Here is a 20,385-nt window from a genome sequence, read left to right on the forward strand (position 1 = left end):
ACTGTCACCCCAGTAGGCTAGTGTCCTGCTTATGGACAAGAAGCATGCTCGACGTGTTGCCGAGGATGCGGTCATTCGAAATCATGAGCTGTGCGGAATGCGCGTCGCGCAGATGGCGTCCGAGGCTGAAGGGCGTGCCGTTCTTGTAGCCCATGATGCCGCAGATCAGCATGGCATGGTTGACGATCTCCAGGATCATCTCGGACGAGGCGATTTTGACGTTGTTCATCGCCACGGCAAAGCCCATTGACGACAGCCTGTCGGCGTCAACCTTGGCATCCTCATAGGCCTTGAGGCCGGCAACCACGTTGGATTTCACCATTTGCAGCAGGGTCGAGACCTCGGCGAGGCGCAGTGCGCCCGGCGGCTGGGCATCCGGCGCCTTGCGGGCTGCGGCACGCACGAAAGCCTGGGCGCGCACAACGGCGTCGACGGCGATGCCGTACCAGACGCCGCTCCATAAGAGGTGCGAGGAGGCGAGCATGGATTGCGCCGCGATCTCCGCGAAAGGCTTCGGCAGGATCTGGCAAGCCGGCGCTTCGCCCTTGAACAGGAAACCGTCGGAGCAGGTTCCGCGCATGCCGAGCGTATTCCAGACATGCGTTTTCTCGAGCGTGTACTGGTCCTTGAGGAAGGCGGTCAGCACCTGATCGGAGGAAGCCGCCTGCGCGTGGGCACGCGAAGTGATAAGGATGGCGTCGGCATGCGAGCCATAGGAAATGACGGTCGCATCCTTTTCGAGGCGGCACGTGTCGCCATCGACCTCGACCGCACAGATGCTGTTGCGCAGATTTCCACCGATACCGCCTTCGGTGGTGGCGGATGCGATCAGCAGCTGTTCGGCGGCGGTGCGGCGCATGAGACCGCGATGCCACTCGCTGTCGGCGCCATGTTCAACGAGGCTCGACAGCTTGATGTGGTGCATGGCGAAGACCATGGCGCTTGCGGCGCAGGCCTGGCCGAGCATCGAGCACAATTCGGCGATCTCGGTGATCGAGGCGGATTCGCCACCGAGATGGCGCGGCACCTGGATGCCGAGCAGCCTTTCGGCCTTCATCGCATCGACGGCTTCCCGAGGGAAGCGGGCCTCGGCATCAACGGTATCCGCGTGTTTCGCCGCGATTTCGGCGACACGGGCCACCCTTGTGACAAGACCGTCCTGCATGATCTTGACTGGGAAATTCATCAGGCGACCTTCCGGCTGTCCCGGATCAGATCGACGGTCCTGGCGATGGCCGAGATGCTCGCGAAGGATTTGCGGTTCAGGAGATTGTCGGGGAATTCGATGTCGAAGGCCTCTTCGAGGCCAAGCATCAACTGCACAGAAGCAAAGGACGTCAAACCTGCCGCATAAAGATCGGCGTCGTCGGCGACCTGGTCGATCGACCCAGGAAGCTTGCCGAATTTGGCTACGAGGTCGCGGATTGCCTTATTCATCCCATCACTCCAAGATTCTCATGATCCCGAACCGGCGTTCATCGCCTTGTCATGAGCGTTCTTTTAGTGCGGAAAACAGAACATTCCGCTAATTTATTGAGTTAAATATGACTGAGCCTCATAGTTAGGATTTTAGCGGTCATTCCCGCACCGTCGTAAACAACCACCTTAAATCAATGGCTTAAGGTAATTTCGATACTGCGACACACTCTGGTTTCTGGCGTGGCGAGTACAGAAATGACACGCAATACGCCACGTTTTGTCTCAATCGGCCGGCGGATAGGAATGCTCGCCGCCGCGATAATCGGTGACGGTATAACATCCGTCGCCTGTCGCCCGCATCGCGCTTCCGCTGATGACGGCCTTGCCGTGACCGCCTGGGATATCGAGGATGTAGGCCGGCTGGCAGAGACCGGAAATCCGGCCGCGCAGCGCCGCGACGATCTCCTGCCCCTCCTCGATCGTCACTCTGAAATGACTGGTGCCAGGCGCCAGATCCGGATGATGCAGATAATAGGGTTTGACGCGGATTTCGACAAAGGCCTTCATCAGCTTCGCCAGCACGTCGGGATCGTCATTGACACCCTTGAGCAGCACCGACTGGCTGACCATGGCGATGCCGGCATCGACGAGGCGGGCGCAGGCGGCCCGCGCTTCCGGCGTCAGTTCGCGGACATGGTTGGCGTGCAGCGCGATATAGACCGTCTTGCCGCTCGCCTTCAGCGCGGCGATCAGCGCCGCATCGATCTTTTCGGGGTCGACGACCGGAACACGCGTGTGAAACCTGATGATCTTCACATGCGTGATGCCGGCAAGCGCCTCCATGATCTCGCCGAGCCGGCGCGAGGAAAGAACCAGCGGATCGCCGCCGGTGAGGATGACCTCCCAGATCTCCTCATCACTGTGGATATAATCGAAGGCGGCCTGCATCGCCGCCGCATCGAGCGTGCCGAGGCCCTGTGGCCCTACCATTTCGCGCCGGAAGCAGAAGCGGCAATAGACCGGGCAGACGTGCACGGCCTTGAGCAACACACGATCGGGATAGCGGTGAACGATGCCTTCGACGGGGCTGTGGGCATGATCGCCGATCGGATCGGCGCGTTCTTCCGGGGCGATCGTGAGTTCGGCTGCATCGGGCACGAATTGCCGAGCGATCGGATCATCGGGATCGGCTCGATCAATGAGCTTGCTGATCGCAGGCGTCAGCGCAACGGCGTAACGCGCCGCCACCTCCTCGAGCGCTACGCGATCGGCAGGCGCGACCAGCCCCGCCTTCATAAGATCGTCGACGCTCTTGATCGGTTTGACGACATTCATCTTCCATACTCCGCCACCGGCGCCCAGAGCACCTGGTCGATGCGTGATGCTCCCGTCGCCAGCATCACCAACCGGTCGAAGCCGAGCGCGATACCGCTTGCCTCAGGCATCAGCGGCAGCGCGGCGAGGAAATCCTCGTCGATCGGATAGGTCTCGCCGTAGACCCGCGCCTTCTCGGCCATCTCGATCTCGAACCGTCGCCGCTGTTCGGCAGCGTTGGTGAGTTCGCCGAAGCCATTGGCAAGCTCGACGCCGCAGGCATAGAGCTCGAAACGCTCGGCAACCCTGGGGTCGTGTGCCGAGGGACGGGCAAGGGCTGCCTCCGAAATCGGATATTCGTCGAGGATGGTGATGCAGCCGAAACCGAGACGCGGTTCGATCTTTTCGACCAGCACCCGGCTGAAGAGATCGGCCCAGCCATCGTCATCGGCAACACGCATGCCGACGCGCTTCGTCTCGGCCGCCAGATGGTCGCGGTCGGTCGAACCGTCGGCGGCAACGGAGGCGAGAAGATCGATGCCGGCATGACGCTCGAACGCTTCGGCAACGCTGATCCGCTCCGGCCCGGCAAAGGGGTCGCTCTCGGCGCCGCGATAGGCAAGCTTCCCGGTCTTTACCGTCTCAGTCGCAAGCGCCAGGATCCGCACGCAATCCATCATCAGGCTCTCGTAGCTTTCGCCGGCCCGATACCATTCGAGCATGGTGAACTCAGGATGATGCAGCGGCCCGCGCTCGCGGTTGCGATAGACATGGGCAAAACACGAGATGCGCTCCTCGCCCGCCGCAAGCAGCTTCTTGCAGGCAAATTCCGGCGAGGTGTGCAGGTAGAACGGCGCCTTTTGCCCATCCGTCGTCAGCGCTTCCGTTGCGAAGGCATGCAGATGCGCCTCGTTGCCGGGAGAGACCTGCAGCACCGCCGTATCCACCTCGATAAAATCCTCGCGCGCGAAAAACCCGCGCAACGCCGCCTGGATCGCATTACGTCCGATCAGGAACGGACGGCGGTCGGCATGCACGGACGGGGTCCACCAGGGGGACGCTTTCGCCGAAGAGTTCATTCCAAGCTTTCTTCGCCGGAGAAGCCGGTATGGGGGGTGGCTATTTCCCGGATTTTAGGTTAGTTGCGCCCCAAAGAAAAACATTTGCGTCTTCGGGGCGTCTCGACAGTCATCTACGACGCCGAAAGCCGAGTTACAAGGAAGTCTTATGGTCAAGGTCATCGCCTCTTCGGTCCGCAAGGGCAACGTTCTCGATGTCGACGGCAAGCTCTACGTCGTTCTCACCGCCCAGAACTTTCATCCGGGCAAGGGCACGCCGGTCACCCAGGTCGACATGCGCCGCATCGTCGACGGCGTGAAGGTTTCCGAGCGCTGGCGCACCACCGAACAGGTCGAGCGCGCCTTCGTCGAAGACGTCTCCTTCCAGTTTCTCTATGAAGACGGCGAAGGCTTCCACTTCATGAACCCGTCGAGCTACGATCAGGTCGTCGTCGATGTCGACACGATGGGTGACGACAAGGCTTATCTGCAGGAAGGCATGTCCTGCATCCTCTCGATGCATGAAGGTATTGCGCTGGCGCTCCAACTGCCGCGCCATGTCACGCTCGAAATCATGGAGACGGAACCGGTCGTCAAGGGCCAGACGGCATCGTCCTCCTACAAGCCGGCGATACTGTCGAACGGCGTGCGCGCCATGGTGCCGCCGCACATCAATGCCGGCACCCGTGTCGTCATCGCCACGGAAGACAATTCCTACGTCGAACGCGCCAAGGACTGATCCTGGTTTCAGCCTATCGAACAGGCCGGCTCACGCCGGCCTTTTTTTGTATCCGCCGTCTCAATTAAATAATCACAGCATGATGTCGTCCGAAAACCGCGGCACACTTTTGCGCGACATGCTTTAGAGATGCGGGTTGCGCGGCCGGTATTTCTTGACGAGCTTCTGGTTGATCTCGGCAGCGCCCGGCATGTTGGCGCTGAGATAAATTGGCGCATCGCCGGATTTCGAAAGCTCCGAGGCGACTTCCGCGAAGATCGCATTGATGACCGTGACCCCGACCGCCGTCGAGACTGGCCCAACCCGAAGCCCTGTGCCTTCGAGATCGATAACGGCGTCACCCGGTGGCAGCCCGTTGTCGAGCACCACATCGGCCACGTCGGCAAGCCGCCGGCGGCCATTAGCGATCGCTGAGGAATAGGCGATCGACGTGATGGCAATCACCTTTGCGCCGATTTCGCGCGAATAGTCGGCTGCCTCGATCGGCGCGGCGTTCACGCCCGAATTGGAGGCGATGATGATGACATCGCCCGGCTGCATGCCGTAACGCTCCAGCATCGGCCGCACCAGGCCTTGCGTGCGCTCATAGACCGAACTGATGACCGCGCCCTCATGCAGCATGGCCGAGCCGACGAGGACCGGCACGGTGAAGGCGAGCCCGCCGGCACGATAGTGCACCTCTTCCGCCAGCATATGCGAATGGCCGGTGCCGAAGACATAGACGCGCTTATCGCCGTGGGCAGCATCGAGGATGACGGCTGCTGCCTGCGCCATCGGCTCGGCAAGCGTCTGCTTCAATTCTTCCAGCCGACCGATAAGGTTGGAGAAATAGGCATCGGTAATGTCGGTCATCCGGCTTATCCTTGATTTCAGGCCGCTTCGCCGCTGAGCCAGGTGGCGGTGACGGCAAGCGCATCGGTGAGATGCACGAGATCGGCACGCGCGCCCGGCGAGAGATGGCCGCGATCGCCAAGCCGGAGGAACCGGGCCGGATAAAGGGTCGCCATACGCAAGGCCTCGGCGAGCGTCAGGTCGAGATAGGTGACGCCGTAACGGATCGTCGAGATCATGTCGACGTCGGAACCGGCCAGCGTGCCGTCGGACAGCACCAGCTTCGAGCAGAATCCGCCCCTTTCGCGCCGGACGGTGCGCCCGTTCAGCGTGAACGAGTCCTTTTCCGACCCGACGAGCGACATCGCGTCGGTGACGAAAAACAGTTTGCCTTCGCCGCGTTTGGCGCGCAGCGCCGTGCGCAGGGCCTTCGGATCGACATGATGGCCGTCGGCGATGATGCCGCACCAGGTCGAAGGATGATCGATCGCCGCGCCGACGAGACCGGGCGCCCGGTGTCCCAACTGGCTCATGGCGTTGAAGAGGTGCGTGACGCCCCGCGCGCCGGCATCGAAACGTTCTTCCGCCGCCTCGCTCGAACAATCGGAATGGCCGATGCTGACGGTGACGCCAGCTTCCGCAAGCTCACGCACCTGGGCAACCGTCACCTGCTCGGCGGCCATGGTGACGAGCAGCGTGCCGATCGCCTCGCGCGCCCGGATGAAAGCCTTGACATCGCGGTCCTCCACCGGCCGCATCAGTTCGGCCAGATGCGCGCCCTTGCGCGCAGGCGCCAGATGCGGGCCTTCCAGATGCAGGCCGGCGACGCCGCGGTTCATTTTCACTGCCTCCTTGGCCGCCTCGATGGCGGCAATGGAGGCCTCTGATGTATCGGTGATCAGCGTCGGCAGCAGCGACGTCGTGCCATAGGGCCGGTGCCCGCCGGCGATAATGTCCATCGAGGCAACGGAAGGCTCGTCGTTCAGCATCCGCCCGGCGCCGCCATTGACCTGCGCATCGATGAAGCCGGCCGACAGAACACCGCCGGCAAACGTTACCACTTCGCCTTCCGGCAGATCATTTCTTGCAACGATCGCTTCGACGCGGCCGCCGGCAACGATGAGGGCTTTGTCGTCATGGAAGCGCTCGCCGTCGAATATGCGGGCGCCGAGGAAGATCTTACGTCCCATCAGACCGTCTCCGTCACCTTGAGCAGGTTTGCCGGCTTGTCGGGGTCGAAGCCCTTGCGGCGCGTCACCGACTCGATCAGCCGGTAATAGACGAGCAGCGACACCAGTGGATCGACGAGGCCGTTGCCCGTCGTCGGCACGCGCAGATGGACGCCGGAGAGCGGCTGAGTCGAGAAGCCGACGGTGGTGGCGCCGAGTTTCTGCAGGCGTTCCAACGCCTGGACATTGTTGGCGAAGGCCGCATCATCGGGCGCAAAGGCGACGATCGGGAAGCCCGGCTGTACCAGGCGCATGGGGCCATGCATCAGTTCCGCCAGCGAAAAGGCTTCGGCATGCAGGCCGGAGGTTTCCTTGGTCTTCAGCGCCGCTTCGAGCGCGATCGCGAAGGCTGGGCCGCGGCCGGCCGTATAAAGCGAGGTCGCGTTGAAGAGCACCTCCTCGGCTGCCGCCGTGTCGATGCCGGCGGTCGCCGACAGCGCCTCCGGCAGCTTGCCGAGCGCGGCCTGCAGATCGGACGCACCGCCGATGGCAGCCGTTACCCCGGAAAGGGCTGCAACCGAGGCGATGAAGGATTTTGTCGCCGCAACACTCTTTTCCGCGCCGGCATTGAGACCGAGAACAATATCGGCCTGCTTCGCAAGCGGGCTGTCGGTGACGTTGACGACGGCGATCGTCGTCGCTCCGCCCTTCTTCGCCGCATCCTGCAGCGCGACGATGTCGGGGCTGGCACCCGACTGCGAGACGGTGAAGTGGACACCGCCCTTCAGGTGCAGCGCCGCACCATAGACGGAAGCGATCGACGGGCCGACCGAGGCGACCGGAAGGCCGCAGGTGATCTCGAAGAGATATTTGAAAAAGGTGGCGGCGTGGTCCGAGGAGCCGCGCGCCGCCGTCGTCACCACGCTCGGGCGAGCGGACGAAAACAGCCGGGCGATCTCGGCAAAGACCGGTTTTTCCTTTTCGAGCAGCGTGGCCACCACCTCGGGCGATTGGCCGGCTTCCTGCAGCATCAGTGATTGGTTGTCATTCATAGGTCATCTCCGATTCTCAATTCGGCAACGAAATCATAGGCATCGCCGCGATAATGCGAGCGGGTATATTCGACGACGCGTTGGTCTTCCAGGCGCGACACACGTTCGATCAGAAGCGCCGGCGCGCCTGATTTGACGTTCAGGATCGCGGCGGAGGACGGGTCGAGCGTGACCGCCGTCAGCCGCTGCAGCGCGCGCACAGGCTTGTGGCCGCTGGCCGTCAACGCATCGTAAAGCGATCCCTCGCCGCCGGCATCGTGCCCCAGGAACTTGATCGGCACCACGGCGCGTTCGATCGCCAGCGGCAGGCCGTCGGCAAGGCGCAAGCGGTCGAGCCTCAGCACCGGCTCGTCGCCGCCGAGACCGAGCAGGAAGGATTCCTCCGGCGACGGCGTATTGACCGCCCGCGACAATATCCGTGCGGCCGGCAGACGCCCGCGCGAACGCATGTCGGCGGAGAAGGAAGAAAGCCGCCAGAGCGACTGTTCCATGCGTTCCACCCTGCTCGATACGAAAGTACCGCTTCCGTGGCGCGATTCCAGTGCGCCGGATGCCATCAGGTCGCGATAGGCGGTGCGCACGGTGACACGGCCAAGCTTCAAAGCCTCGGCAAGGTCGCGCTCGCCCGGCAGTGCGGTGCCGGGCTTCAGCAGCCCTTCCTGAATGAGGCCGGTCAGCGTCTGCGCCAGCCGCTTGTAGAGCGGCCCGGTCAGCGCCTCGTCACGCAGGCCGCGGCTGTTCAGTTCCGCTATCAGACTGGTTCTATCCATGGGCACACAATAGAACCTATATAGAACCAATCGGCAAGACAGAATCGAGCGCAGAAAGAAAAAACCCTCGCCGGCGGACCGGCAAGGGTTTCATAACGCTCAAATTTGACAGCCGCGCGTCGACAGCGCCGCGCGTTTAGAAACGCGCGGCGCTGGAGGATGCTCAGTTCTTGGTGAAGATATAATCCGTCTCCTGGCGCAGCACTTCGCCGGGACGCAGGACTGCATTCGGAAAACCTTGGTGATTGATGGCATCCGGCCAGATCTGCGTCTCCAGGCAGAAGCCGGCGAATGGGCCGTATTTGCGCCCGCCGATGCCGGGGGCCGCGACATCGAGCTTGAAGCCGGCATAGAACTGCACGCCTGGCTCCGTGCTGCGCACCTCCAGTGACACACCGGAATACAGGCTGCGAGCAAGCGCGACGCTCCGCTTGGCGGTACGCTCACCCGACAGGCAGAAATTATGGTCGTAAAACGCTTGTTGGCTGCCGACGAAACGCTTCATCGGCGCCATCTCGCGGAAATCGAATTCCGTGCCCTCGACGGGACGGATCTCGCCGGTCGGCACCTGCTTCTCATCGGTCGGCAGATAGTGATCGGCGGCAATCATGATGTCATGGCCAAGCGCATCTTCGCGGCCGTCGAGATTGAAATAGGCGTGCTGGCAGACATTGGCGAGCGTCGGCTGGTCGCTGGTCGATTCGTAGGTGATCGACAGTTCACCATTGCCATGCACCCGGAAAGTCGCCTGGATGGTGCAATTGCCGGGATAGCCGGCGCGGCCATCGGGATCGACGATCTTCAGCACCACGCGGTCGACGTCATGCTCGACGATCGTCCAATTGCGTTTGGCGATATTGTCGCTGCCGCCATGCAGATGCGTGACGCCGTTTTCATTCGGCTCGAGCTGATAGTCCTTGCCGTCAAGCGTGAACCTGCCGCCGCCGACGCGGTTGGCGCAGCGGCCGGGCGTCGCGCCGAAGTAGGACGAATAAAGGAGATAGCTGTCGAAATCGTCGAAGCCGAGCTGCAGCGGCGCATCATGTCCCTCGAGACGCAGATCCTGGATGACCGCGCCCCAGCTGATGATCTTGGCCGTCAGCCCGCCGCCCTTGATCACGACGCGATAGACGGTCTCGCCCGCCTGCGTCTGCCCGAAAACGTCCCGCTCCAACTTATCCGACATGATCGACCGTCCATTCTGTCCCTGCTGAAAATTCCTCAATTCGGAATCGATTTGAGGAATTTGCAGCGATTCAAAGTGTGCATTGCACGTCCGACGAAGACGCGCGGTGTGGTAGGCTTCAGGGCAGGAACCTGCCCGGATTTGCTTCGATCCGCAACCGGCGGATCAGAAAGAAAAGCCGCAGCAGTGATGCGGCGGCATCGGCTCGCGGGTTGATCGGCAACGGTCAGAGATCGGTACCGATCTCTTCCACATCAAAGGGCGTCGTCTGGTAGATTTCGTTGATCCAGTTGCCGAACAGGAGATGCGCATGGCTGCGCCAGCGGTTCTGCGGCGCAAGCGCCGGATCGTTATGCGGGAAGTAATTGTGCGGCATCTTGATCGGCACCCCGGCATTGACGTCGCGGAAATACTCGTCGGAAAGCGAGGTGGAATCATATTCGACATGGTTGAACATGTAGAGCCGCCGGCCCCTCTTCTCATGCACGAGGCAGACGCCCATTTCGCTGGACTCCATCAGGATCTCCAGGCTTTCGGATTTCTCGATATCGGCGCGGCGCACTTCGGTCCAGCGCGACACCGGCACTTCGAAATTGTCGGAAAAGCCGTTGAGATAGATCGAGGAAGGCTTCAGGTTCCGGTGGCGGTAGACCCCGAAGGCCTTCTCTTTCAGCTCGTATTTCGGAACGCCGTGAAAATGATAGACCGCCGCCATCGCGCCCCAGCAGACGTTCATCGTCGAATGGACATTCGTTTCCGTCCAGTCGAGAATCTCCTGCATCTCCGGCCAATAGGTGACGTCCTCATAGGGCAAAAGCTCGATCGGCGCCCCGGTGATGATGAAGCCGTCGAACTTGCGGTGCTTTACCTCTTCCCAGGTTTGGTAGAAGGCAAGCAGATGGTCCTCGGAGGTATTCTTCGCCTTGTGGCCGCCGATACGGATAAGCGACAGTTCCACCTGCAGCGGCGAGGCGCCGACGAGACGGGCCATCTGCAGTTCGGTCTTGATCTTGTTCGGCATGAGGTTGAGCAGCCCGATCTGCAACGGTCGGATATCCTGACGGATCGCCAACGTCTCGGTCATCACCCGCACACCCTCCTGAACCAGGGTTTCGAAGGCGGGCAGCGTATCGGGGATCTTGATGGGCATTGCGGTCACTCGATCAAAAACAAAAACCGGCGGCGACAAAAATCGCTACCGGTCCGCACGCGGCCCTTTAGCGACTTTTTTAACGTGGCTGCAAGCCGGCCGGCCAAATCACCACGGAGGCCTTAATTAGACCCAGTCTGATTGCGAATCAACTGGCGAATACATGCAGGGGAGACTCATGCAAGCATCATCACACTTTAATGACTGATAGAATCTGTTGATAGACCGGTAACGCCACCATGTTATTTATAGGGGCATGGGCGATTTGGAAAAGCGTAATGGCAGATAAGATCGAGAGGAGGCCGGGCATCCGGAGGCAGGATAGGGTAGGGTATGATTTAAGCCTGACATATCGCCTCGGCGTCATGTTCTCAGCATTCTGGAATTCGGAAGTGCGTGGCAGGGTGCTGTTTCTGGCGACCGTGCTGATCCTCGTTATCCTGGCGACGTCCTACGGCCAGGTGATTTTGAACGAGTGGAATGCTCCTTTCTACGACTCGCTGGAGCGCCGCGACCTCGGCGAATTCTTCCACCAGCTCGAAATCTTCGCGATGATCGCCGGCACGCTGCTGCTGCTCAACGTGCTGCAGGCCTGGCTGAACCAGATGACCGCGCTCTATATGCGCGAAGGCTTGTCGCGCGATCTGGTCGACCAGTGGCTGAAGCGCAAGCGGGCGCTGCGGCTCGCCTCCAGCGGCCTGATCGGAGTCAATCCGGACCAGCGCCTGCACGAGGATTCCCGCAACCTCGCCGAAAGCACGACAGGACTGGTTCTCGGCCTGCTGCAGTCGACCATTCTCCTGGTGAGCTTCATCGGCGTGCTCTGGGAGCTTTCGAGCGGCTTCATCTTCCGCATCAGCGGCCACAGCTTCTCCATTCCGGGCTACATGGTCTGGGCGGCGATTTTCTATGCCGCTTCCGCCTCGGTGCTGAGCCAGGTCGTCGGGCGCAAGCTGGTGAAGCTCAATGCCGACCGTTTTTCGAAAGAAGCCGAGCTTCGCTTCACGCTGATGCATGCCAATGAGAACATGCCGGCAATTACCGTTGCCCGCGGCGAGGAGAACGAGCGTCGGCGCATCAACACCGATATCAGCTCGGTCCTGACAGTCGTCAAGCGGCTTGCCATGGCCAATACCAATCTCACCTGGGTTTCGGCCGGCTATGGCTGGCTGGTGATCGTCATTCCGATCATCGTTGCCGCCCCCGCCTATTTCTCCGGCGGACTCACCCTCGGCCAGCTGATGATGTCCGTCGGTGCCTTCAACCAGGTCAACACGGCGCTGCGCTGGTATGTGTCCAATTTCGGCCCGATCGCCGAATGGCGCGCCACGCTGATGCGCGTCACCGATTTCCGCCAGGCGCTGGTCGAGATGGAAGAGGACTTCGACCTGAAGGACAGCATCGCCTATGAAAACGCCGCGCCCGATACGCTGACGCTGAAGGACGTGGTGATCGTCGCCAAGATCGGCGAAGACATCGAGGAATGCGGCGGTTTCCGTCTGCGTGAAACCAATGTCGTGATCAAAGCCGGCGAAAAAATCATGATCAACGGCGATCACAGCGTCAATCGCAAGCTGCTCTTCCAGGCGATGGCCGGCCTCTGGCCGTGCGGCAGCGGCACGATAGGCCTGCCGCCGATCGACGACATGCTCTTCGTTCCTCAGCTCGCCTATGTCCCCGGCGGCTCACTGCGCGAGGCGCTGGCCTTTCCCGAACGTCCCGAAGCCTACGAGAAAGCCGACGTCGAGGCGGCCCTCGACAAGGTTGGTCTCCATTCGCTGATCGCAAGGCTCGAAACCCGCGCCCGTTGGGACAAGCTGCTCGACAGCGACCAGCAGAAAGCGATCGGATTTGCCCGGCTGCTTCTCGTGCGCCCGCGCTGGATCATCTTCGACGAAGTGCTGGAAGGCATGGAGCCGGAATTGCAGGAAACAATGGCCAAACTGCTCACCTCGATGCCCGAAAGCGGCATGATCTATATCGGCCGCTCCGAGGCCTATCTCGAGGCGCTGAAGCCGCGCGTGCTGCATCTGCAGGCGCTGCCGTCAGCATCCGAGGAGCCGCCTGCCGTCCAGACCGGCGCCAGCGCCAGTGCCGGCGCTGCCGCCGTGCCCGCGCCGGCGCTCTAATGCATGCCGCCCAAAGGTGTGGAGCGGTTTCGGGATGACGGCATGCATAAGACAAGGATTTGAGCCGCTGATCACATCGGCGGCGTGATGCCGTTGAGGCCGACGGCGATCTGGCTGGCCGAGATGCTGCCGTCCGCCGCCTTCTCGCCGGTGACGACGACGCCGGCGCCGGCCTTCAGATCATCCTTGGTCGCAGGCGCCAACGTCACGATCGGCGTGCCATCGGCAATCGTGATGGTCTTTTCCTTGCCCTGATAGGTCAGCGTGATCGTGTGGCCGTCGACGGACTTGACGGCGTTGCTGACCGTCGCGTTGGTCATCTGGCTGTTCGGCTGCGCATCCCAGGGACGGTTGCCCTCACCGGTTCCTTTCATCGACGCCGGAAAGATCAGCACCTCGATCGCCCCGTCCGGGCCCGTGCCCTTCGGAAGTGAAGCGACGCCGACGAAATCGCCGGGCTTGATATCCTCGACGGAAGCTTTTTTGATGCCGCCGACCTTCCAGCCGGCTTTCAGCGCGACCGTCGCCTCGCTGCCCTCGCGCGTCTTGACGACCAGCGTATCGCCACTGAGGCTTTCGATTGCGCCGCGAACACGAATGCGCTGGGCATCCTGCGCCTGTGCGGCTTGAGACAGGGCAAGCGCAACGAGGCTGCCGGCAGTAAGTGCTGTGAGAAAACGGGGATGAGGCTTGCGAAACATATGACTTTTCCTTGTCGCCATTGCGATCGGCAATATCCCCGGCTGCCGGACGGCACCTTATGCCGCAGGACGACACACTGACGAATCAAGGAAAAGTGAGCCTTCAGGTCTGAGAAAATCTCAGCCTTCCAGCTCTTCCCGCAGCATTTCGAGCTCCAGCCACTCCTCTTCCATGTCAGTCAGGCTAGCGCGCAGTTTTTCCATCTCGCCGGCAAGCCGGTTGAAGGCTGCGGGATCGCGCGTGAAAAGATTGGGATCTGCCATCACCTGTTCGCGCTTGGCGATTTCGGCTTCGGCCTTCGCCATTTCCTTTGGCAGGTTTTCCAGTGCGAATTTCTGCTTGAAGGAGAGCTTGACCTTCGAGCTGCCTGAAGCTGTTGCTTGCTGCGTCTTCGGCTTCTCCGCCGCCTTCTCGGCCCTCTTACGCTCCTCGAGCGCGCCCTTGCGCTGTACAAGCATGTCCGAGTAGCCGCCGGCATATTCGATCCAGCGACCATCAGGCGCATCCGGCACAGCGGGTGCGATCGTCGAGGTTACGGTGCGGTCGAGGAAATCGCGGTCGTGGCTGACGAGAATGACGGTGCCGGGAAAGCCGGCGACAATCTCCTGCAAGAGATCGAGCGTTTCGATATCGAGATCGTTGGTCGGCTCGTCGAGGATCAAGAGGTTCGTCGGGCGCGAAAGGATGCGCGCCAGCATCAGCCGGGCGCGTTCGCCGCCGGAGAGGTTTCTGATCGGCGTACGCGCCTGTTCCGGCTGGAACAGGAATTCCTTCATGTAGCCGGTGACATGGCGCTGCTCGCCGTTGACGAGCAGGTTTTCGCCGCGCCCATCCGTCAGATAGTTGGCAAGCGTATCCTCGGGGTCGAGATCCTCGCGTTTCTGGTCGAGCGTCGCAATCTCCAGATTGGTGCCGAGCTTGACGATGCCGCTATCGGGTGAAAGCTGCCCGGTCAGCATCTTCAGCAGCGTCGTCTTGCCGGCGCCGTTCGGCCCGACCAGACCAATGCAGTCGCCGCGATGCACGCGGATCGAAAACGGCGTGACGATTGCCCGCTCGCCGAAGCTCTTGGTGATTTTATCTGCCTCGATCACCAGCTTGCCGGATTCCTGCGCGTCAGAAACCGTCGCCTGCACCGTGCCCTGCGGCCCCTTGTGGCCGCGATAGTTCGAGCGCATCGTCTGCAGCTCGCCGAGACGGCGCATGTTCCGCTTGCGCCGCGCCGTGACGCCGTAGCGCAGCCAGTGCTCCTCGCGCTCGATCGACTTGCCGAGCTTGTGCTGCTCCAGCTCCTCGGCCTCCAGCACCTGGTCGCGCCAGGTTTCGAAATGCGCAAAGCCTCTGTCGAGCCGGCGTGAGGTGCCGCGGTCGAGCCAGACGGTTGCCGTCGAGACCTTTTCGAGGAAACGCCGGTCGTGCGAGATCAGCACCAAGGCGCTGCGTGTCTTTTGCAGCTCGCCTTCCAGCCATTCGATGGTCGGCAGGTCGAGATGGTTGGTCGGTTCGTCGAGCAGAAGAATGTCCGGCTCCGGTGCCATAACCCGGGCAAGAGCTGCGCGCCGCGATTCGCCACCGGACAGCATTCTGGGGTCTTCATCGCCGCTCAGACCGAGATGCGACAGCAGATAGGTGACACGATAGGGGTCATCGCCCGGCCCGAGGCCGGCCTCGGCATAGGCCTGCACCGTGTTGAAGCCGGCAAAATCCGGCGCCTGTTCGAGATAACGCACCGTCGAGGACGGATGGCGGAAGACCTCGCCGGACTGCGCCTCGACCAGGCCGGCGGCAATCTTCAGCAGCGTCGATTTTCCCGAGCCGTTGCGCCCGACGAGACAGATTTTGTCACCGGGCTCGATCTGCAGGCCGGCACCCGCCAGAAGCGGTGCGCCGCCAAAGCTCAGGAAGATATCGTCGAGTTTCAGAATGGGAGGGGCCAAAAATCAGACTCCGGAAAGATCATAGGGCCGGGCGAGCACGATTGCCCGGCCGCTGCGGAGCGAAAAGCGAACCTTGCCTTCCGCAACATTGGAAATGGTGCGCGACGAGCCGAAAGGCAGATGGAAATCTGCCAGCGGATAACGCGCATTCTCGATGGCAAGCCCTCTCAGCTCGCTGAATCCGGGCACGGAAAACAGGCTGCCTTTGGGAAGGTCCAGTTCGATCGTACCGGCAACCAGCGGCACCGCCTCTTCCTTGCCCGAGGTCAGCAGCAGGTCGAAACCCTCTTCCGCCAGGCTGACGGCCGACAGCAGATGCTGAAGCGCGTGGTCGGAACGTTCGCCGCCGAGCGCACCGGCGAGGATCAGCCGCCGCGCGCCGCGCGCGATTGCTTCCGCCACGGCGATTTCGCCGTCCGTCGCCGCCTTCGCTGCCGGATAAGGCTGTTTCGGCACATCGGGAAATGCATCGGCGAGATCGGCCGGCGTCGAATCGAAATCACCGACCCAGAGTTCCGGCGTAATACCGAGTGCCGCCGCATGCCGCATGCCGCCATCGGCCGCAATGAAGCGGCTGTCTTCGATGGCATCGCGCAGGCGCTCCGTCAGGCTGAGTTCGCCGCCAAGGAGAATGGTGAAGGTGGATTGGCTCATGGGCATTGCCCTTAGCGCAAACGAGGGGTCGAGGGGAAGGGCCGGCGAACGCCAGCGTCTGCCTCAGCCCGGCGTATCCTTGTCGCGCGACAGGAAAACCGCCTCGTAGCCGCCGATGAAGCGCTCGAAAAGCGCTGCGAAACGCTCGACATCTTCCTGCGGCCAGTCGGAAACGATCTCGGAAATGATCGCAAGCTTCTGCGCGACGATCTCGGCAAGCAAGTCCTGGCCGACCTCGGTCATGACGACGACGATCCGCCGCGCATCGGCCTGCGAGGCCTCGCGGCGCAATACGTTGCGCCCGACCATGTCGGCCACCACCCGGCTTGCCCGTGACGGATCGATCCGCAGCATCTCCGCGATCATGCCGACCGTGACCTCGCCGGCAGGCTGTGCCCTGCGCACGGCATCGAGTACGTCGAGATGCGAAAGCTCGAGGCCCGGTGCAGCACTCTGGATCGCGAGCCGGCCGATCAGTCGCCGCCCGGTCATCAGCCGCATGCGCGCCATGCTCCGGCCGATACGCGGCACGTTTTCACGATCCGGTTCGGCCGGCTCCGCAGAAGGGGTCTTGGTCAGAACGTCGCTCATCACAAGACCATAACAGAGCCGATTCAAAAGTTGAATATGCCGATGTCATTAATGTGCCATTGACAATTATATGCTGTTAGCACATAAAAGTGCATCAACCCGGAACGAAGCATCCCATGGACATGCAACTCGCGCCTGCGCCGCTCGTGACGGATCCTCGTCGCCGGCTTATCCTCTTCTTCTTCCTGATGACGGCCATGTTCATGGCGACGCTCGATAATCAGATCGTCTCCACGGCTCTACCGACGATCGTCGGCGAATTCGGCCATCTCGAGCGCTTCGGCTGGATCGGCTCGGCCTATCTCCTGTCGCTGAGCGCCGTCATGCCGGTCTACGGCAAGCTCGGCGATCTGTTCGGCCGCAAATACGTGATGATGACCGCGATCATGATCTTCACTGTCGGATCGACAGTCTGCGGCCTGGCGGTCTCGATGGACACGCTGATCGCCGCCCGCGTGCTGCAGGGCCTTGGCGGCGGCGGCATCATGGTGTCGATCTTCGCCGTCAACGCCGACCTGTTCGAGCCACGCGAGCGGGCGCGCTACCAAAGCTATTCCAGCCTGGTGCTGATGGCATCGGGCGCGATCGGCCCGGTGCTCGGCGGCACGATGAGCGATCTCTTCGGCTGGCGCTCGATCTTCCTCGTCAACGTGCCGATCGGCTTCATCGTGCTCGCCGGCCTTGCCTTCATGCTGCCGTACCGCAAACCGCATCGCCGCCCCAAGATCGATTATGCCGGTGCGCTTCTGCTTGCCATGACGACGACAAGCATCGTGCTTGCCACCGACAGCAGCGAACTGTTCGGTGCATTGATTTCACCTGAGAGCATCGGCATCGTCGTCTTCGGCGTCGTCTGCGCCGTCACCTGGGTGTTCGTCGAGCGCCGCGCGCCCGAACCGATCGTTCCCCTGCAGCTGTTTCGCAATTCGACCTTCAGCCTGCTCCTGGTGATCTCGATCATGGGCGGCGCCATCGCCATCGGCATGGTCAATTATCTCGCTCTCTTCCTGCAGACCACGACCGGCCTTTCGCCGTCTGCCGCCGGCCTGCTCTTCATCCTTCTGACCGGCGGCCTCGTCTGCGGGTCGCTTTCCGCAGGCCGCATCATCTCGAAGACGGGGCGCTATAAGCCCTTCGCCATCGCAAGCCTCACCTGCAGCGCCATCGCCTTTGCGCTGATGTCGCAGATCCACGCCGGAACGCCGATCGCCTTCATCGGCGCGGTCATGATGCTGCACGGCATCGGCATCGGCCTTGCCCAGCAGGTTCCCGTCATCGGCGTACAGAATGCAGCACCCGCCCGCGACGTCGGCGCCGCCACCGGCTCGGTGACGCTGTCGCGCATGGGCGGCGCCTCGATCGCCATTTCCATCTACGGCGCCATCATCGCCTCTGAGCTCGGCAAGGTCGGCGTCTCCATTCCCGGCGTCGCCGATATCAAGCAGCTGACGCCGAAAATGATGGCCGCCCTTCCCGAAGCGAGCCGCCAAGCCGTCGCCGATATCTATGCCGCCGCTTTCTCGCCGCTCTTCATGACTTCCTGCGCCATTGCGCTGATCGGCCTTGCCGCCGCCATTATGCTGAAACCCGTGCAACTGCCCCGCGCCGGCGAAACGACGAAGCCGCAACCGGCGACGGCGGAAGCCGCCGAATAGTCGAATCGTTACCTGCGAGAGAATGCTTCATCAGGAGGCGTTCCCTCTCGATGCCGGTATCAAGGGTTGCAATTTTCTCGCAGGACTGTCGCTACCGAGCCGGTTGCCTCAATCGGGCCGTTCTTTTTCCGCGCCGTCGACGAATCTCGGCTTTGTGACGGAACTTTCGCCATAATTTCATCCGAGCGAAAGGAAGCCTTAATGCCTGAGGCTTGCTAAAATGCAACGGCGCCACATTTAAACAGAGTCTCGCTATGCAACCGATGCGTAAATCAGCTACAGCAACGACTTGTATCGGCCGATTGTGTAGCGCGAGATCAGGGGTGCGCACCTGTTGAGTTCCCCTTGCCACGGTCGGTCCGAATCTGCGGCAAACCGGCAAAACAGCGACATGATGCGGAGAATCAGACTGGACAGCTTGACGACGTGGAAATCGCCCGCGCTTTCCAGTGATGCCATCTCCGCGCCGCGGCGCTTCGCGCGTCGCATGCTGCTGCTTTCGGCCCTCGCAATGGCGCTGAATGGCTGTCAATCGCTGATCGACCAATCCTATCAGCCCAGTGTTTCGCCTTCTTCCAATCCGCAGATCGTCGACGAGGTGCAGAAGAACGACCCGCGCGCGGCGATGGGCGCCCGTGAGCATCCGCGCATCGTGGCCAGCTACGGCGGCGAATACAAGGACGCCAAAACCGAGCGCCTCGTCGCCCGCATCGCCGGCGCGCTGACGGCGGTGTCGGAAAATCCGAGCCAGTCCTACCGCATCACCATCCTGAATTCGCCGGCGATCAACGCCTTCGCGCTGCCGGGCGGTTATCTCTACGTCACCCGCGGCCTGCTCGCCCTTGCCAACGACGCCTCGGAAGTCGCTGCCGTGCTGTCGCACGAAATGGGCCACGTGACGGCAAACCACGGCATCGAGCGGCAGAAGCGCGAAGAGGCTGAGGTCATCGCCAGCCGCGTCGTCGCCGAGGTCCTCTCCAGCGACATCGCCGGCAAGCAGGCGCTTGCCCGCGGCAAGCTGCGGCTCGCCGCCTTCTCCCGCCAGCAGGAGCTGCAGGCCGACGTTATCGGCGTGCGCATGCTCGGCGAAGCCGGCTACGACCCCTATGCCGCCGCCCGGTTCCTCGATTCGATGGCCGCTTACAGTCGCTTCATGTCTGTTGATCCCGAAGCCGACCAGAGCCTCGACTTCCTGTCGAGCCATCCGAATTCGGCCCAGCGCATAGAACTTGCCCGCACCCACGCCCGCGCCTTCGGCCAGGAAGGCTCGGTCGGCGACAAGGGTCGCAATTATTATCTCGACGGCATAGACGGACTGCTCTACGGCGACAGCCCAGAGGAAGGCTATGTGCGCGGGCAGACCTTCCTGCATGGCGGTCTCGGCATCCGCTTCGACGTGCCGCCGGATTTCCACATCGACAACAAGGTCGAAGCGGTGATGGCCACCGGCCCGAACGACATTGCCGTCCGCTTCGACGGCGTCGCCGACAATCAGAACCAGAGCCTCACCAACTATATCTCCAGCGGCTGGGTGACCGGCCTCGACCCGTCGACCATCCAGCCGATCACCATCAACGGCATGGAAGCAGCCACCGCGCGCGCCAGCGCCGACCGCTGGGATTTCGATGTGACCGTGATCCGCAACAATTCGCAGATCTTCCGTTTCCTGACCGCCGTGCCGAAAGGTAGCGGCGCCCTCGAGCCAACGGCCAATGTGCTGCGCGCGAGTTTCCGGCGCATGACGCCGGCAGAGGCCGCCTCGCTGAAGCCGCTGCGCATCCGTGTCGTCACCGTCCGGCCGGGCGAGAACATCTCGACACTCGCCGCCCGCATGATGGGCACAGACCGCAAGCTCGATCTCTTCAAGCTCATCAACGCCCTGCCCACGGGTGCAGCCGTTGCAACAGGCGATCGCGTCAAGATCATCGCCGAATAAAAAAGGCCCGGCTTGCGCCGGGCCAGTCTGTGCTGCTGGAGGGGATAAACATCTCGCGCAAAACTGTGCGGCGGTTTTGCGACAATGACCGAA

At 62.0% G+C, this 20,385-nt stretch carries 18 protein-coding genes and 1 riboswitch; of the genes, 4 read left to right on the forward strand and 14 right to left on the reverse strand.

The genetic code is table 11. The features are described 5' to 3' along the window. Positions 1 to 4 precede the first annotated feature (4 nt). The 4 genes from RL_RS23675 to epmA all read right to left on the reverse strand — a co-directional run bounded on the left by RL_RS23675 (position 5) and on the right by epmA (position 3,812). Positions 5 to 1,186 (reverse strand): acyl-CoA dehydrogenase family protein, encoded by a 1,182-nt coding sequence (locus RL_RS23675; protein ID WP_011653949.1) that lies wholly within the window; start codon positions 1,184 to 1,186, stop codon positions 5 to 7. After that, positions 1,186 to 1,437, reverse strand: a complete 252-nt coding sequence (locus RL_RS23680) for an acyl carrier protein (protein ID WP_003543737.1) — start codon at positions 1,435 to 1,437, stop codon at positions 1,186 to 1,188. Before RL_RS23680 ends, RL_RS23675 begins: the two co-directional genes overlap by 1 nt. 264 nt (positions 1,438 to 1,701) lie before the next feature. Then, a complete protein-coding gene (locus tag RL_RS23685) occupies positions 1,702 to 2,754 on the reverse strand; it encodes a lysine-2,3-aminomutase-like protein (RefSeq protein ID WP_011653950.1) in 1,053 nt (350 codons plus the stop codon). After that, positions 2,751 to 3,812, reverse strand: coding sequence for an EF-P lysine aminoacylase EpmA (epmA, locus tag RL_RS23690; protein ID WP_011653951.1), 1,062 nt, complete (start codon positions 3,810 to 3,812; stop codon positions 2,751 to 2,753). The genes RL_RS23685 and epmA overlap by 4 nt, the downstream gene beginning before the upstream one ends. A gap of 148 nt (positions 3,813 to 3,960) precedes the next feature. Here epmA and efp point away from each other — a divergent pair, with 148 nt between their 5' ends. After that, on the forward strand, positions 3,961 to 4,530 hold the full coding sequence (efp, locus tag RL_RS23695; RefSeq protein WP_011653952.1) for an elongation factor P: 570 nt from the start codon (positions 3,961 to 3,963) through the stop codon (positions 4,528 to 4,530). Between the two features lie 123 nt (positions 4,531 to 4,653). Here efp and RL_RS23700 read toward each other — a convergent pair whose 3' ends face one another. The 6 genes from RL_RS23700 to metA form a co-directional block, all read right to left on the reverse strand. Then, positions 4,654 to 5,382, reverse strand: coding sequence for an SIS domain-containing protein (locus RL_RS23700; protein ID WP_011653953.1), 729 nt, complete (start codon positions 5,380 to 5,382; stop codon positions 4,654 to 4,656). 17 nt (positions 5,383 to 5,399) lie between these two features. Next, entirely contained in the window at positions 5,400 to 6,551 is a 1,152-nt protein-coding gene (gene nagA, locus RL_RS23705; RefSeq protein ID WP_011653954.1) for an N-acetylglucosamine-6-phosphate deacetylase, read from the reverse strand. Further along, complete coding sequence (locus tag RL_RS23710) at positions 6,551 to 7,582, reverse strand: SIS domain-containing protein (protein ID WP_011653955.1); 1,032 nt, start codon at positions 7,580 to 7,582, stop codon at positions 6,551 to 6,553. Before RL_RS23710 ends, nagA begins: the two co-directional genes overlap by 1 nt. Next, a complete protein-coding gene (locus tag RL_RS23715; protein ID WP_041936512.1) occupies positions 7,579 to 8,352 on the reverse strand; it encodes a GntR family transcriptional regulator in 774 nt (257 codons plus the stop codon). Before RL_RS23715 ends, RL_RS23710 begins: the two co-directional genes overlap by 4 nt. A gap of 163 nt (positions 8,353 to 8,515) precedes the next feature. After that, positions 8,516 to 9,538 (reverse strand): aldose epimerase family protein, encoded by a 1,023-nt coding sequence (locus RL_RS23720; RefSeq protein WP_028742645.1) that lies wholly within the window; start codon positions 9,536 to 9,538, stop codon positions 8,516 to 8,518. A 226-nt stretch (positions 9,539 to 9,764) separates the two neighbouring features. Next, positions 9,765 to 10,688 (reverse strand): homoserine O-acetyltransferase MetA, encoded by a 924-nt coding sequence (gene metA, locus RL_RS23725; protein WP_003543755.1) that lies wholly within the window; start codon positions 10,686 to 10,688, stop codon positions 9,765 to 9,767. Positions 10,689 to 10,735: 47 nt separating this feature from the next. Continuing rightward, positions 10,736 to 10,813: riboswitch (SAM riboswitch) on the reverse strand. 114 nt (positions 10,814 to 10,927) lie between these two features. On the opposite strand from metA, the gene RL_RS23730 reads away from it, so the two are divergent. Next, positions 10,928 to 12,817: an ABC transporter ATP-binding protein/permease gene (locus RL_RS23730; RefSeq protein WP_011653958.1), complete on the forward strand. Its 1,890-nt coding sequence runs from the start codon at positions 10,928 to 10,930 to the stop codon at positions 12,815 to 12,817. Positions 12,818 to 12,888: 71 nt separating this feature from the next. Here the strand turns inward: RL_RS23730 and RL_RS23735 are convergent, their stop codons facing one another. The 4 genes from RL_RS23735 to RL_RS23750 all read right to left on the reverse strand — a co-directional run bounded on the left by RL_RS23735 (position 12,889) and on the right by RL_RS23750 (position 16,701). After that, complete coding sequence (locus tag RL_RS23735) at positions 12,889 to 13,518, reverse strand: hypothetical protein (protein WP_041936513.1); 630 nt, start codon at positions 13,516 to 13,518, stop codon at positions 12,889 to 12,891. Positions 13,519 to 13,638: 120 nt separating this feature from the next. Beyond that, the gene (locus RL_RS23740; protein WP_011653960.1) at positions 13,639 to 15,456 is read right to left on the reverse strand and encodes an ABC-F family ATP-binding cassette domain-containing protein; all 1,818 of its coding nucleotides are present in this window, start codon (positions 15,454 to 15,456) and stop codon (positions 13,639 to 13,641) included. A 3-nt stretch (positions 15,457 to 15,459) separates the two neighbouring features. Then, positions 15,460 to 16,116 carry a thiamine diphosphokinase gene (locus RL_RS23745; protein WP_011653961.1) on the reverse strand — a complete coding sequence of 219 codons (657 nt, stop codon included), beginning with the start codon at positions 16,114 to 16,116 and terminating at the stop codon, positions 15,460 to 15,462. A gap of 57 nt (positions 16,117 to 16,173) precedes the next feature. Next, positions 16,174 to 16,701 carry a MarR family winged helix-turn-helix transcriptional regulator gene (locus tag RL_RS23750; RefSeq protein WP_026158935.1) on the reverse strand — a complete coding sequence of 176 codons (528 nt, stop codon included), beginning with the start codon at positions 16,699 to 16,701 and terminating at the stop codon, positions 16,174 to 16,176. 116 nt (positions 16,702 to 16,817) lie between these two features. Between RL_RS23750 and RL_RS23755 the strand changes: the two genes are divergently transcribed. Further along, the gene (locus RL_RS23755; RefSeq protein WP_011653963.1) at positions 16,818 to 18,356 is read left to right on the forward strand and encodes an MDR family MFS transporter; all 1,539 of its coding nucleotides are present in this window, start codon (positions 16,818 to 16,820) and stop codon (positions 18,354 to 18,356) included. 391 nt (positions 18,357 to 18,747) lie between these two features. Next, entirely contained in the window at positions 18,748 to 20,292 is a 1,545-nt protein-coding gene (locus tag RL_RS23760; protein WP_028742650.1) for a M48 family metalloprotease, read from the forward strand. Positions 20,293 to 20,385: the final 93 nt, after the last annotated feature.

Origin of the sequence: Rhizobium johnstonii 3841 (assembly GCF_000009265.1) — a bacterium.
In the GTDB taxonomy this organism is placed as follows: Bacteria; Pseudomonadota; Alphaproteobacteria; order Rhizobiales; family Rhizobiaceae; genus Rhizobium; species Rhizobium acaciae.